At 50.6% G+C, this 15415-nt stretch carries 4 protein-coding genes; 2 read left to right on the top strand and 2 right to left on the bottom strand.

Annotated elements, in window-relative coordinates; genetic code table 11:
* Positions 1-74: 74 nt before the first annotated feature.
* The gene (locus ACO6V5_RS09535) at positions 75-9944 is read right to left on the bottom strand and encodes a hypothetical protein (protein WP_422492095.1); all 9870 of its coding nucleotides are present in this window, start codon (positions 9942-9944) and stop codon (positions 75-77) included.
* Between the two features lie 365 nt (positions 9945-10309).
* On the opposite strand from ACO6V5_RS09535, the gene ACO6V5_RS09530 reads away from it, so the two are divergent.
* The gene (locus ACO6V5_RS09530; RefSeq protein WP_422133288.1) at positions 10310-10942 is read left to right on the top strand and encodes a LysE family translocator; all 633 of its coding nucleotides are present in this window, start codon (positions 10310-10312) and stop codon (positions 10940-10942) included.
* A gap of 74 nt (positions 10943-11016) precedes the next feature.
* On the opposite strand, the gene ACO6V5_RS09525 is transcribed toward ACO6V5_RS09530, so the two are convergent.
* Positions 11017-12486: a NarK family nitrate/nitrite MFS transporter gene (locus tag ACO6V5_RS09525; RefSeq protein WP_422133289.1), complete on the bottom strand. Its 1470-nt coding sequence runs from the start codon at positions 12484-12486 to the stop codon at positions 11017-11019.
* 376 nt (positions 12487-12862) lie between these two features.
* Between ACO6V5_RS09525 and nirB the strand changes: the two genes are divergently transcribed.
* Positions 12863-15397 (top strand): nitrite reductase large subunit NirB, encoded by a 2535-nt coding sequence (gene nirB / locus ACO6V5_RS09520; RefSeq protein ID WP_422410728.1) that lies wholly within the window; start codon positions 12863-12865, stop codon positions 15395-15397.
* Positions 15398-15415 lie beyond the last annotated feature (18 nt).

The following is a 15415-nucleotide window of genomic DNA, read 5'->3' as shown; positions in this document are numbered from 1 at the left end:
TGAGAAATTGACCTGCCTAGCCGTTCTATAAAATAAATTTGTCGTCTTTTTAAGCATGGGTAGGTTACTGACAATCAGCCAAGACCCATCGTCGTCAAACTTAGCGGTGTCGTCAGGTTCTGCACTATTCTCTGTTTTGCCGATGGGATAAACGACGGGCTATCACCGCTGCGATTGCCAGTCAGGGCACTGAGGTCCTGAACCAGTCGCTGGTAGTGCTGGTAAAGTTCCGTATTATTCAGGCTTGTTCCTACTGGCCGCTCACTCTCCGATCCAATGTTGTTTTTCTCACCTCCGGCCAGGCTGCACAGGTAATTCACCAGCCGTTGCCCTCTGCGAATGATTTTGTTCAGAAAGGTCACGGCTTCATTCTCTCCCCCGTCACTGTCGTTCATGGCTAACTTGCTGTCATTCCTGTTGATCATAGCCATGGGGTTCAGGCTGACTTGTCCACCTTTAAAGTGCAGACTGGCCAGCACCTCCGGTTTCACCAGTGCCAGTGTCTGGTTAGTGCCGGTATTGATGATCCTGAAGGTTTGGCTCTCCAATGGCAGGGAAGCGCTGCTGCGGGTAAAGTTGCTGCTGCGGGTGAGATTGCTCTGCACCTGCGGGTTACACTGGCTGAACGCCACCTGTCCCGGGGTCAGGTCGGTAAAGAACAGTGCGGTGCTGTTATCACCCGACAAACGTCGTAAATCCGCCTTAGACCCGGACGACAGTAGAACATAATGCTTGCCATGGCTGTCGATTGTGCGGGCTGGCCTGCACGCCCGCAGGTCATAGACGTCATTGCCAACACCGCCGACCAGCGGGCGCGTCCAGTCGAGAATGGCCTGCCACAGGCTGCTGTTGCCGGGCGTATCCAGCCTCCGGTTGTCACACTGGTCGCCCCGGTTTGCCAGCACTTCTGGCCGTGCTGCGATGTTGCCTGAGGTTCCCAGCAGCAGCAGGTCATGACCGCCCCATCCACGGAGTGACCACTGTCGGGCGTCGGCGCCAAGGTACAGAATATTACTGCGGCTATTGCCCCAGAGTCTCGCTGTCCTGTTACCGACGGCGGACGAGCTGATTACGGAGGGTAGAAACGGCCATGACTGGTAACCGCTGTCGGGTTTCGGCCCGCTCACCTGAACACTGCCCGGCTCCCAGCCCCACTGTCCTGTGCCAGTAATAAACACCTGACGTCTGACGTATGTGGCGTTCAGGGGTTCCAGTGTCAGTTTAATCCCGTCCATCGCCTGGTAGGTGACGATTTTTACCGGTTGGTCCTGCTGGATGTACAGGGGGTTGCTGGCTGTGGCGTTGATGAATCGGAGGCGTTCCTTCCTGACGAGGCTGCTCACCGTGAGTGGCAGGACGACCCCCTGACCTGAGTCCGTCACCCGTGCTGCCAGGTCGGATAATGACAGCTCAAGGTCATTGAACACCAGCGTTGTGGGTTGCAGGAACTGGTCGTGCTGTCTGGCCCAGACCTGCTGAATCTCGATCTCGGCATCGCCGGTGGTAAACCGGTTGGACAGCACCAGGTTCTGACCCCGGCGCCAGGCAAGGAAGAGGAAGGCCGATACATTCAGTTCAATGCGGGTTTGTGCCCTGTCGTGCTTGGTGATGCTTTCTTCAGCCAGGCCGGGATGGATGAGGATTCGGGCAAAAAATGACAAGTCTGTCTCATCCAGTTTAATCACGTCGGACCCACCCTGGCTCTCCACCATGATCCCGAACCGCTGTCGGGTACCGTTCCGGACAAAGGCCACCCGATGCTCTTGGTAGTAAGTGTCCAGCCGCAACGTTTCCAGTTTGATCTTGTCGGCTCCGGGGGTTCCTGACAGCAGCAGACCCTCGGCCATCACGGCGACCCTGCCAAAGGTGCCCAGTGATTGGTAACCCTTTTGGGTGACCCGGTACAGCGTCTGGTTGTTCCGGTTATAAACGACCGTGCTCGTTGACGGAGGGAGCGAGAACTTCCGGACGCTGCCAATCACTTGCTGAACGCCGTGCTCCTTGCCAGGCAAACCGAACAACAGTCTCTGTTTACGTGGACTCTGGCCCTGGTAATCCATCCAGGCTACCTGGGTTGGGGAATAGCCAGAGCGCAGCGTGAGGGCGATCAGTTCGGTGTCAGCCTTCTGGCGTATGCCCGCTGGCAGAGATCCCATGGCCTGGTTAAAATCTTGCCGGGTCCAGTAGACCAGCCTGCCGGTGGTGTTTCTGGGTCCCATCAGGCTGAGGTCCAGTGCCACCAGGGCCAGATGCTCCCGGTTAGCCAGGTATTGGGCCGTTGGTGTCTGGATGCGCCACGCCCGGGCACCGTGTTCCCAGTGGTGGCTACCCCTCAAGTCGATACGCTTAGCCATGTAACGGCAGGGAACGGAGATTTGGTCATCGAACTCACTGGGCATCCCGGTCAGCGAAGCGGCGGCGGCCTCACCACAAAAGGGATGGCCTTTGGCGCCCTGATCAGGCTGTCGGAAAAACTCGAAAGCCTCCTCTTTGCGAGTGTCCGACAGGGCGAGCAGTTGGCCGTCGTCGTTCACCATGACTTCAAACTGGTCACGGGTGTTGGCTGCCAGCAGGGTGTCGCTGTCCGGGTAGTACCAGACGTCCAGTTGCCTGATCGCGCTGAACAGGGGGTGGTCGATGATTGCGGTGATGGGTCTCAGCGGCACCAGCCCCACCTTGGCCGAGAACCCCTCCCGGGCCCCATTCAGCCGGTCTCGCAGCAGACTCTTGAGCTCACGGATGAAAAAACGGGCACTGGTGGTGGTCCAGGTTGTACCGGGGTGTTCTATGGTCAGTTTGGCGAAGATCAGGTTGACTACCTTGCCCAGGTTCAGGCTGTCCACCATCAGGCCAGACTGGGGGGTGAACTGGTGCACACTCAGGGTATCGTTCGACTTGGCGACGATCTGCCCGGTGGCTTCCACCTGCCAGTTCTTAAAAGGTCCTGACTCCACCGACAGGTTTTCGCTGACCACCCGGGTGTTATCCCAGGCCTTGTCCGGTATCCACAGCCGGTAGCCACCGTTGGTATCGGCCAGGAGGCTGCCGGAGTGCGCCTGCACATGCCTGAAGACGCCGACTCTGGCTATCTTTGCCTTTACTTCTGCCTTTTCCAGCGCTCGCTTCTCGCCTGCAGGGCGGATCAAATGGAAACCGGAGTCCAGCCGCTGGATACCACCGGGGCGATTCACGTCGGTGCTGAAGTAATACAGTTTGCCGGAGTGCCGACTGAACAAAATGTAGTAAACAGTCTGGCCCCGAACCACCACCTTGTGGACCGGCAGGTGCTCTTCACGCAGTGCCCTGCGGACACGCTCATTGATCGTCCGTAAACGGCTTCCGTCGTTTCTATTGTTTGGCATGTCGCCATCCAGCAGGCTGCTCAGGAAGGTAATATAGCTTCGGGTGGCGTCGTCATAAAAACCGGTTCTAAGAAGACGGCGGCTGCCGTAGCTATCGACATCCTGCAAGGGAATCAGCCCATGGTCGGATGTCGTTGTGTCAGATGCCACTGCAGGTGGGGTAGGGGGTACACTGAGCTGGCCATCCAGGGTTTCTGCCGCAATCACCTGGTGAGCCAGCTGACCGGACGGGCTGGCCGTCAACAGGTAATAATAGGGGGCATCAAATACCAGCAATTGTGACTCATCTTTGTTCGGCACTATCTTTGAGACATGGCGGCCAAACGAGCGGGCACTCAACTCATCGAAGTGCCTGATTTCCCGGGTCAGTGCCTCTTTATTCTGAAATAACACCTGGCCGTTGGCGGAGTCAAAAAAATAGTAGCCGGTAGCCGGGTTTCCCTGGACCGGTTGCAGCTGGACCGGTTGCAGCTCGGCGCTGGCAGCAATGAGCCGGATTTCCTGATGCTTAAGGGTATCGTACCAAAGCAGGACCCGGCCCAACTGATCCCAGTCTGCTTCGGCCAGTCCCAGCTTGCCAGGGAAGCAGCGGTAGGATTTCTTGAGATACTCATTAACCTGTCGGTCACAGTCCCGCTGGTGCTGTAACCAGGCTGGGTTCTGCCGATTATTGCTCTTGGGTAGTGGGTCAAGGGCACCGTTCATCTCCCACCGGTTCGGTATTTTGGGTGACCACCCGGATGTGGTTGTGGTCCACCGGTTCGGCGCTCCGGCCATACAGCGTGCACGGATCTGAGGTGAGAAGTCGCAGTCTTTCAGCTCCAGCGGCAGGAACCGGCTGGCCGCAGTGTAACGGCTCATGATTCTGTTCAGTTTCGACGCCCTTGATGGCCCGTCATTCAGCCCGCCATTGTCGTACAAGCGTTGAATCACTTTGTGATCCAGCAGCCGCCACTCAAACTGTGCGTTGGGATCCCGGGCCACGACTTTATACGAGGGAGCCTGTTCATACCAGGAGTGTGGTCTTGGTTCAGGAAATCGGAAAAGGGTCTCACCCAGCTTGAAGTCCCGGTTATCTTCATAGGACAGGCTCACCCAGGACCGACAGTTTTGTACCTGGTCATCCCGCTCAGTAATGCAGGCATAGGGGAGCTTGCCGTCGTAGTTCAACACCCAGGTAGAGGCCGTCTGCCCCTGGGGGTGAAGGTGGATAGTGTGTTCACCGTTGGATATCAGGGCGTAGGTTTTGTTGGCCCCTTCAGGACTATACACGTCATACTTCAGAAGTCGGGAGAATGTCGATGAGACCTCGCGAAAGACGACGACGTGATCCTTGTTATCGAGATACAGTCTGCTGGTTGACCGACGGTATTTCAAACTGTCGGTATGGGTGAACATCTGGCCAAGGTATTTATAGTCGTAGCTGATGTCATCACATGAGCCATGCCCGTCGCACTCGGTATACCGGGTGTCTTTCACTTTTTTCTGGTATAACCGTTTCAGCTTGCTGTCGCTGACAGCATCCAGAAGTTTCGCACCGGGGGAACTGCTGTCTGGCGCACTCCCCAGAGAGGTCTGGTCCAAGGGACTGTAGAGGAGCTTGACCTCCCACGGGGGTACAGAAGGCATTAAAATGACCTTTTTATCGCTCATCTGCCCCAGGTTGCGGAATACCCCGTCTGAGCATTGATACCCGGTTAAACGCGACTCCGTCCGGCACAATGTCGCCAGGGCATCGTCGATCAGGTTAAAGGTGTCAGGGGAGTATTCGATCCGGTTGATGTCGCTGGCGCAGTGCCGTAAAGGAGCCTTGGGTACATAGGGTATCTTCTCACAGTTTTTCTGTTTCCAGTCGTCTTTTTTCCCGGCGATTAAGGTTGGCTTGAATGAATAGACGCCACCGTAGGTCAGGGTCTGGTTCGCCAGGTTGATAGACCGGATGTTCAGGGGCAGGAGACTTTTGCCATCCTCGCTCATCAAGGCATTGAGGGTCTGCTTGTTGGCCAGGAAGCTTTTGGGGTCCAGCTGGGCGTGGATCAGGTCAAAGATTTTGGCAGCCTCACCCGAGGCATCCTGCAACTTTTTGTAGGCCAGCTTTTTTAACTTCCTTTTATAGTTCTCCTGAAAAATACCCCTGACGTAGTGCATGATCCCGTCAATAAATGCCCCGACTGGCCCGAGGAACTCTGAAATGACGGAGACATAGGTATCCACCCACTCAAAGGTCACCATGGATTCCATGAGTTTCTTGACTTCCGGGTCCTCTTCGTTCTCGTACTCAATGAGGGTCAGGGTGAGACTGGCTCCCGGCACGGCGAGACCCAGTATGGGCACAAAACGACCGACTTTTTTACCCAGTCTGCCGACTTTTTTCAGACCGCCGGGCAACTTGCCCGACCCGGGAATATCGGGTAGCTTTGGTGGTTTCTGACCGGGGGGCAATGACGACCGGATGGCCGGGATGATTGTCTTGATCCCCTGTCGCCCGAGATTGATGATCTCAATCCCTTGCAATGCCACAGCCGTATAAAAAAGCGTCTGGCGCCCGGTATAAATCTGCTGTTGGGTGTCCGTCATATTCTGAGACGGGGGATTTTTGTAATGGTGTCCCACAGGGGAAAGCCCTGCTATCAGGTCGTAAAGGCCTATAAAAGACCTGAGCTTTTCCAGTCCGTTGGTGGAAGATTTTTTTCCTTTGACCCGGAATCCCTGACGACCCGTCCCCTGGAGAAAGCCCCGGAAGCGATCAAAGGCACCGGAGGTAAAGCGGATGTTCTTACGGGTCAGGGTATCGGGTTCCATAAAGTCCATGCGCCAGCCACGGCCATCCCGACGAAGGGTATCCAGTTGGGGAGCCATGCTGTCGGCGAGTGAGTGCCGGGCTTTAATGTCCCCCAGGGCGGTGTCAAACTCCAGCAGCCGCTGCCTGAATTCGGCTCGTTCAGAGGCCACACGTGAGAGGCTGTCTTCAGTCCGGGGCGGCACCGGAACCGAAAGGTGGCTGGGCGGCAAATAGCGGAGCGGGGGATTTGAATCCGATGGCCGGGGCGACCTCAGCACAGTCTTTTCGCCGGGAAGCAAACGGTACTCCGGTTGTCCGGTGCCCGGGGAGCGCAGCACAAGGCTTTCAATCGCCGGGCGGTCCTTCGGCATCAGATGCTGGATATCTTTCACCAGTCGTTTGAAAACCTGGGGGCTGCCACTTCTGGGTTCGACAATCAGCTTGCCGACCAGGGGTTTGCCATGGGTGGGCGAGCGGGTCATAAAGGTTTTCAGGGCGTTCAGGGCTGTGATTCCGCGGGACTGGTTGCTGCTGGCAAGATCGCTGACGGTCAGGGTGGCGATGTAGCGGTCCGGGGTAAAGTCGACCAGTGTCGTCAAAGCATGGGCAATCAGTCTGGCTGGCCGACCGAGAACGGTGACGCGGTTGCCGTCTCCCCCGGCGATGGCCGACTGAACCCGGCCATCGGGTGTGAGCAGCACATAACCGGCAGCGGGGGTAGCTTTCAGCAACAGGGGCTGACCACTCAGGGTGCCGTCTTTTATCTGCTGTTGAGCGCGGGTAAACGAATCTTCGTCCAGGGCAATGACCGAGTGCATGCCCCGGGCGTGAGCCAATGCGTCCTTGCCTTCCAGGCGACGAAACCGGGTGAAAAAATTCTGCAGCCAGCGCTCATCTTCGTTGGCGGGTTTGATCAGGGCGATATCCGTTTTTTTCCTGTCGTTGCCAAGACGGAGCTGGGTTTTGAAGCCGGAAAGTAACCGGAGGGCATACTCCAGGTTTTTGCGTCGAGCATCGCAGCTGCCGGCACCGGCTGATCTTCGAGGCCTGTCACAAGGCATCTGTAGCCGGCCTGTGAGAAGCTTGATGTTGGCGAAATCATTTTTGTATTCCTTGTTAAGTTCGGCGGCACCCAGTATCGATTTAGGATCGAGAGTGTAGATATCGAATGCCTTGACCTGTATCCGACGTTTGAGGGTTTCGAAGGCTCTGGTCTTTTCTTCGTTGCTATGGAAATTGGCCATTGCCTGCTCAAGCTGATCTATCTGATCAGGCGCGCTGAAACGCAGTGCGTAGCGCTCAAGCCACTGAGTGTATGTGTGAGAACTTAGTGCAAGGCTAAGTGTGTCTGCCAAACGAATAGTTTCTCCTGCAACCAAAGTGGCGAAAGTGGCTTTTTCAGTTTGTGGGTGTTCCTTTAATCCATGAAAGATCGCGGTTTTGAACTCAAAGTGAAATGTGTAATTTTCAGCATTTTTTCTTCGATCCCCAGGCTCATCTTCGCCTATGGCTTTAGACAACTCATCTTCGAGTCCGGCAAAGGTAGGCCTGTCTTCGATTACGACTTTGACCAAATCATCGTTGAGTTTGGCATCAGCAAACTCTCCTTTGAGTAGAGCTTCGGTAAATTCTTTTGTGAGTTTGTCATCGTTCGGATCCTCTTTGCTTGTCTTATCGATAAACTCATTTTCGAGGTCAAAGGAGGCCAACCCGAACTTGGCTCGGTATGTCACGGCGCCGCTACGGTCAAGGGTAAAAACAATGCGGTTGAGATCTGGATAGGGGGCATTTTTCGAGGTTGACGGCCCGTGAGGATCACCTGCTGACAAGAATCCTCGAATCGCAACAGCTGAGTTTGCATAGATACCTTGTTTGGCCAAGTTCCTTAAAACTTCAGGTACAATATAATTTTTCTGGCTGGTATTTAGTACACCCTCAGAATCTTCAATGCCTTGTGCAGAGTTATCAAAAAAGAATTTTATGGTTTGTACTCTGGTATTTTTTGGGATCAACGTTCCCAAAACCGCTGATAGCTTTAACATTAAGCGCTTGTAATAGAAAGTATCATATAGATTCAAGTCGCTATTATAGAAATGAAGGCTTCCAGTCATGATGACTTTAGTGTCTTCGCCAATATTTTTGAGCGTTACTCCTGACACTTTTTGAAGTGTTATTGTTTCTATTTGATTTGAATCAACAGCATTGTATAAGACGCTGTTTTTTTCAGTGCGGTACTTATTATAAAGTTTAAAGCAATGTATTAAAGAATCGCTTATGCCTTCTATGTTTTTATCTGAATAATGAACGATTATTAATCTTTCATATGATTTCTGACCACTTGTTGGTGACGAGTTAAAACCAAGGTTTCTAAAACTTCTGTTATAAAAGAGATTATTCGCTATGAAGTAGTTAATTGGAATGATTTTGATGTCTTTTGGTTTTTCAAGATTTATTAATCTTTCAAAAGCATCATAACCTAATTTTGCAGTAATGATGCAGTTAAATTTGTCGATATCATGCCGAAGATCAGTTGATATGGTTGCAATTTTATCGATGTCATTATCAGAGATAATAACTTTTCTTTCCATATAGAATTTATGAATAGCCTTCCTTATCTTTAATGTGATTTCTTTTTTTCTTAGTGATGATTTTTTTAAATTTTCTACAGTCTCATGAAGTAAACAGATTTCATCAAGTAGTAGTTTGATTGTTGGGTGTCCTTGGCGAGAGGCCACCATCAGGGGCTGGATTGAATCATCAAGAGCTATAGTGGGAGTATCATATTCAAAATTTACTTTCTTACTGAAGAATAATTTATTACGGCTATACTCCTTTAAGTCATATTTCGGCAGACTATGGAATAAATCACTAATACTGCTTTCTGCTACGATACCTTGAATTCGAGTGATTTCTTCTCTCGACAGGGTTGTACCGTATCTCTCAAAATAAGGGCTGGGATCTGAAATAGTTCCATCTGAAAACATTTTTTTAAAAAGAGCATGTAGCTTGGCACTTTCGAGCTGCTTTTCCTTCTCAGAAGTCACTGCCGTCCCCGATATAGGATCAAGGGAACTGCTTCTTTTTAGAAAGGGGTGACTGTTCATTTCCGGTAGTAGTCCTTTATCAATATATACCCCTCCTAGTACGAATTTTTGACTCAGCCCGATAAATCTTTCGATGATTAAACTGTTAGTAAAGCCTAAACTGTATCTGATAAAATTTTTATATTCTTGATCTAGGTTTTTCAGCTTTTTATGAACAATAGCGTTGCTGATTAAATTTTTAATTTTATCTAAAGAATTATTGATTTTATTCCATTGGATGACAAATTCCTTCTTTACACTGTCTGGAAGATCAGATTCCATTATATTTAATTCTTCTATTTCACTGCTTTCTCCCATAAAGTTATCAATTTTTTGCCAGATGCTGTCTTTCAGCCGAGCAATATCACCGGGGTCATCTTTTTCGATAGCGTTATTGCTTATCTCGGAAAACAGCAGCGAATATAGAATTTTTTGGTATATCAAACGTTCGGGGGCCCAGACATTGATTTTATAATCCGGGTTAACCTCGGCCCATATTTTTAGAAAAGCAAACTCCAAACCTTCAATAGGGCTGACAATACTAACATGAATTAATTTGGGTACTTCGTGATTTGGCATGATAACACCTGAAGGATTGACCCACACGATCTCCAGAGGGGGGGCGATACTTGCCCTTTCACTGACGTGATCAAAAGGCTCAGAATGGGAAAAAAGCGCAAGATGCAGTTTAGTACGGAACTCCGTCAGGTTCCTCATGAAATCTGCAAACAATTCTCCGGTATAGCTCAATAGCTTGATTCATATCCTCTGTTCAATGATTCGATCTATCAAGAACTGATGAAAGGGGTAGGGGGGAGGGACAGCGTTTGAATTTCCTGATATTTTATTTGCATTCAATGTCGTTTATTGCACAACTACTCAAACCAAAGCGGCGGGAGCGTCCAGGGATCGACGCTATGGCCTCCTGCTCTGTCAGGAGGATTCAGAATCAAAGCGGTTTTTTGCAGGCATGTGTGCGGGCCATGTATCTTAAGGAAGTGTTTTGTAGGAGAGGTAAAAATAGCAACTGGTAGTGCTATAGGGAGTGCTATAGGGTACAGTCGCTGCTTTTGGAGTGAATAATGAGTATTGAAGTTTGGTTTCTGTATGTTGTTTCAATCTTTGTAGTCATACTCATTCCTGGTCCTCTATCTCTGTACATGGTGTCCAATTCTATTAACTATGGGGTTATCAGATCCTATCCGGCATTTTTGGGTGGTACGCTGGCTTCATCACTTTACCTGGTTATTTCGGCCACTGGTCTTGGGGCCATTCTTACGGCTTCGGAAAACATGTTTCTGATACTGAAACTGATGGGAGTTCTTTATCTGGTTTATCTGGGGGTTAATACCATCAGGAAGTCGATGGCTGACACTACCAGTAAACGTCTCAATGATTGTTCTTTGCAGTTTCCCGGCTTCAGTAATCTGTTTAAAAAAGCTTTTCTATTGGGAGCCAGTAATCCAAAAGATATTATTTTCTTTATGGCTTTCTTGCCTCAGTTTATTAATAGAGATCAGGATCTTGTGCAACAAATATTGATCATTGTAATGACTTGGGGTGTAGTGGATTTGGTTTGCAAGCTTCTCTATGGGCTACTGTCAAAATCTGTGAAACCTATGCTGAGTACAAAAAAAAGTATGTTGTTATTTGAGCGTTCTACAGGGGGGCTCTATGTTCTGGCGGGTATCGCTGCCGTGTTGGTTGTGAAATAGAGAGCCAGGCCGAAGAGTATCCGGTGGCTGTGTTTTGTTTCAGTGGCCCATTGTGGACCACTGAAACAGAATGATCAGGTCACATCAATCATGGTGACACTGCCGTCAGGCATCACTTCGGCCATCTGACCCTTGGGTTCTTCCATCAGGAAGAGGGTAAAGAAACCCAACACTGCAGTGCCTGCGATAACCATGAAGAAGGTGGAGTAGTCCACCAGAGACAATACTGTCAGGTAGAAGACAGCGCCCACGTTACCATAGGCTCCTGTCATACCGGCAATTTGACCTGTGAGTCGACGCTTGATCAGGGGTACAGCCGCAAATACCGCACCTTCACCGGCCTGTACAAAGAAGGAGCAGGCCATGGCAGCAACAACAGCAAGAACCAGTGGCCAGCTGGAATCAATGATACTCATCATGTAGTAACCACCGGCCAGGCCTGCAGTGAGAACCAGCAGAGTGATCTTGCGGCCAAACTTGTCACTGAGTAATCCTCCGCCCGGACGGGACATCAGGTTCATGAAGGCATAAGCGGAAGCGACCAGACCCGCCATGACCGGATCCAGTTCAAAGGTATCTGCAAAAAACAGAGGTAGCATGGACACCACGGCCAGTTCAGAACCGAAGGTAGCGAAGTAAAGAACGTTCAGAACGGCCACCTGCTTGAACTGATACTGGTGAATAGCTGGCACAGGCTCGGAGAAAATGTGCTTGTTGACCTGCCAGACTTTCCAGACATCAAACAGGTAGATAGCAGTCAGACCGACATAAATAGCCGTTGAAATCCCGGCACTCAGCATGGCAACACCCTTAGGTGAAAGCTTCCAGGTCAGCAGAGCCAATGCCGCATACATCGGAATCTTCATGATCAGCAGCAAGGCAAAGTCGCCTTTGCTGGTGACTTCCATGGCGCCAATGTTCTTGGGGCGGAAGTAGGTAGCACCTTTAGGGGTATCTGTGACGTTTATGTAGAAGACGACACTGAACAGCAAGGAGATTAATCCGGTCAGGCCAATGGCGTAACGCCAGCCATCTTCTCCACCAAAGAGCAGTGCAATGGTGGGCAGAGACATGGCAGCAGCAGCAGAGCCAAAGTTGCCCCAGCCACCGTAAATACCTTCTGCGGTACCCAATTGGCGAGCGGGGAACCACTCAGATACCAGACGAATGCCGACCACAAAGCCTGCACCAATAGTACCCAGCATAAAGCGGGCTATGGCGGCCTGGGTAAAGTCATCTGCCATGGCATACATAAAACAAGGAATACTGCAGATGGCCAGGAGTCCGGAATAGACTTTTCTGGGACCGTAAACATCAGTGAGCATACCGATGATGACTCGAGCCGGAATAGTGAGGGCTACGTTCAGAATCAGCAGGGTTTTCAGTTCTTCACGAGTCAGGCCCAGAGACTCGGAAATAGCCAGGGCCAGAGGCGCATGGTTAAACCAGACCACAAAGCTAATAAAGAAGGCAATCCAGCTAAGGTGCAGAATCTTGGTCTTCCCGCTAAAAGAAAACAGGTTAAATGAATCGGGGTTGCTCATACATCCTCCTTGTTTAAGAAATTCCCCAAGCAAAAGCAAACATCAGGCCAATATGATAAATGCACCGATTTGACTTGCATTTTTATGCGTATTTAATGAATTTTCTCTTCTATGCAAGAAAGTTCTTTATTTGAGTGCGGGAAGTTTCTGAGTATTTTTATTCTGCTCACCAAAATGGTGCTCTTTAGCTGTTTGATTATTTCTGCGTGCATTATTTTTGTGCGAGTAGCTAAAGTCTCAGGAAAGAATTTCCTGTTTTTATCGTGTTTTGAAAGTGGGCACGGCAGTTGCATAGGCACAAGAATTAGAAAAGAGGCTGGCTCTAAAGGATGCAGTTGTTCCGGCCCAATGCTAGATACTAAAGAGGATGTCTGGGATGATCGGAAAAGAAACCCTGGTGGTTGTCGGTAACGGCATGGTAGGTCACCGCTTTCTGGAGAAACTGGTAGATGCTGGCGGCCTGAAACGCTTCGATGTGGTGGTATTTGGAGAAGAGATCCGTCCTGCCTATGACCGGGTTCATCTCAGTGAATTTTTCACAGGTCGCTCAGCGGATGACCTGTCTATGGTTTCTGAAGGCTTTTATGAGCAGGAAGGCATTAATCTTGTTCTTAATGAAGCCATTACATCAATAAATCGTGAGTCCTGTGAAGTAGTGACAGCCAGTGGCATGACTCAAAAGTACGATCAGCTGGTACTGGCGACAGGCTCCTATCCATTTGTTCCTCCCGTACCCGGGCATGACCGTAAAAACTGTTTTGTCTATCGTACCATCGAAGATCTGGAAGCGATTAAAGAAGCTGCCCGTAACAGTAAGATCGGTGCCGTTGTGGGTGGCGGTCTGTTGGGGCTTGAAGCAGCAAAAGCTCTGAAAGATCTCGGGCTGGAAACCCACGTGGTCGAATTTGCTCCCCGTCTGATGGCTGTTCAGGTGGATGATAGCGGTGGTGCCATGCTCAGACGCAAGATCGAGGGTCTGGGGGTCACGATTCATACCTCCAAAAATACCCGACAGATTGTTGATGGTGAAGGCGCTATTCACCAGATGCAGTTCGCTGACGGCGAACAACTGAATACCGATATCGTACTGTTTTCAGCCGGTATTCGCCCAAGAGATGAGCTGGCGAAAGCTTCCGGACTGGAGTTGGGTGAGCGAGGCGGTATCGTTATAGATAACGACTGCCGTACATCTGATGAACGTATATTTGCCATTGGTGAGTGTGCACTCTGGAGTGGCCGTATCTTTGGTCTGGTGGCACCGGGCTACCAGATGGGGCAGGTGGTTGTAGATCAGTTGACGGGTAAGAACGGTAATCAGTTTACTGGTGCCGATATGAGCACCAAGCTGAAACTGATGGGTGTTGATGTTGCCAGTATTGGTGATGCCCATGGCAATACCGAAGGTTCCCTGAGCTACCAGCTGATTGATGAAGAGAAAGAAGTTTATAAAAAACTGGTGGTTTCCAGAAATAAGAAAAAGGTTCTGGGAGCTGTATTGATAGGCGATGCTGAAGAGTACGGCAGCCTGTTGCAGATGATGCTGAATGACATGCGTCCCCCGGAAAATCCTGCTGAACTCATTCTGCCTCAGACCGATGGTTCTGCAGCGACAGGTTTGGGCGTGGCTGCTCTGCCAGAAACGGCTCAAATCTGTTCCTGCTATGACGTCAGTAAAGGTGATCTGGTCAACGCGGTAGCCGGTGGCTGCATGGATATGGGGTCACTGAAAGCCGAAACCAGTGCCGGAACCGGCTGTGGTGGCTGTACGGCTCTGGTCAAACAGGTTCTGGATCATGAGCTGACGGAGTTGGGTGTTGAGGTCAAAAAAGATATCTGTGAGCACTTTCCACACTCCAGGCAGGAACTCTATCACCTGGTTCGTGTCGGTGAATTAAAGTCTTTCGACGAAGTTCTGGCAAAGCATGGCAAGGGGCGTGGCTGCGATATCTGTAAGCCCACTATTGGCTCAGTTCTGGCTTCCTGCTGGAACGAATATGTGTTGAAAGATCAGCATGCTCAGCTGCAGGATACCAACGATTATTTTCTTGGAAACATGCAGAAAGACGGCACTTATTCCATTGTGCCAAGGGTTCCGGGCGGTGAAATTACGCCCGATAAACTAATCACCATTGGTGAAGTAGGACGGGACTTTAACCTCTACACAAAAATCACCGGTGGCCAGCGTATCGATCTTTTTGGTGCCCGTGTGGAACAGTTGCCAGAGATCTGGAAACGTCTCGTCGATGCCGGTTTTGAAACTGGTCATGCCTACGGTAAATCACTGCGTACCGTGAAATCCTGCGTCGGCAGTACCTGGTGTCGTTATGGGGTGCTGGACAGTGTCAGTATGGCGATTGCAGTTGAAAATCGCTACAGGGGCGTACGTTCTCCTCACAAAATCAAAATGGCTGTGTCCGGATGTACCCGTGAATGTGCTGAAGCCCAGAGTAAAGATGTGGGTGTTATTGCCACGGAAAAAGGCTGGAACCTTTACCTCTGCGGTAATGGTGGCATGAAGCCTCGTCATGCCGACCTGTTTGCCACCGAGCTGGATGATGAAACGCTGGTCAAATACATCGATCGTTTCCTGATGTTCTATATTCGCACTGCAGATCGTCTGCAGCGTACTTCTGTCTGGATGGAAAATCTGGAGGGTGGTCTCGATTACCTGCGCGAAGTGATTATTGAGGACAGCCTGGGTATCTGTCAGGAGCTTGAAGATGAGATGACCTACCTGGTGGGTACCTATCAATGTGAATGGAAAACCACCCTCTCAGATCCTGAGAAACTCAAACGTTTCAATCACTTTATTAACAGTGATGAAAGCGACACTAATGTGGTGTTTGTGAACGAGCGAGATCAGATTCGTCCGGCTACCCGTGACGAAAAAATTGCCCTTAAACAGCTGTAAACGAAGTGCCTATAGCGC

Origin of the sequence: Endozoicomonas sp. ALD068 (genome assembly GCF_049310145.1) — a bacterium.
Taxonomy (GTDB): domain Bacteria; phylum Pseudomonadota; class Gammaproteobacteria; order Pseudomonadales; family Endozoicomonadaceae; genus Endozoicomonas_A.
Note: the sequence above shows the minus strand (reverse complement) of the source record. Positions and strands in the feature narration are given on the sequence as shown.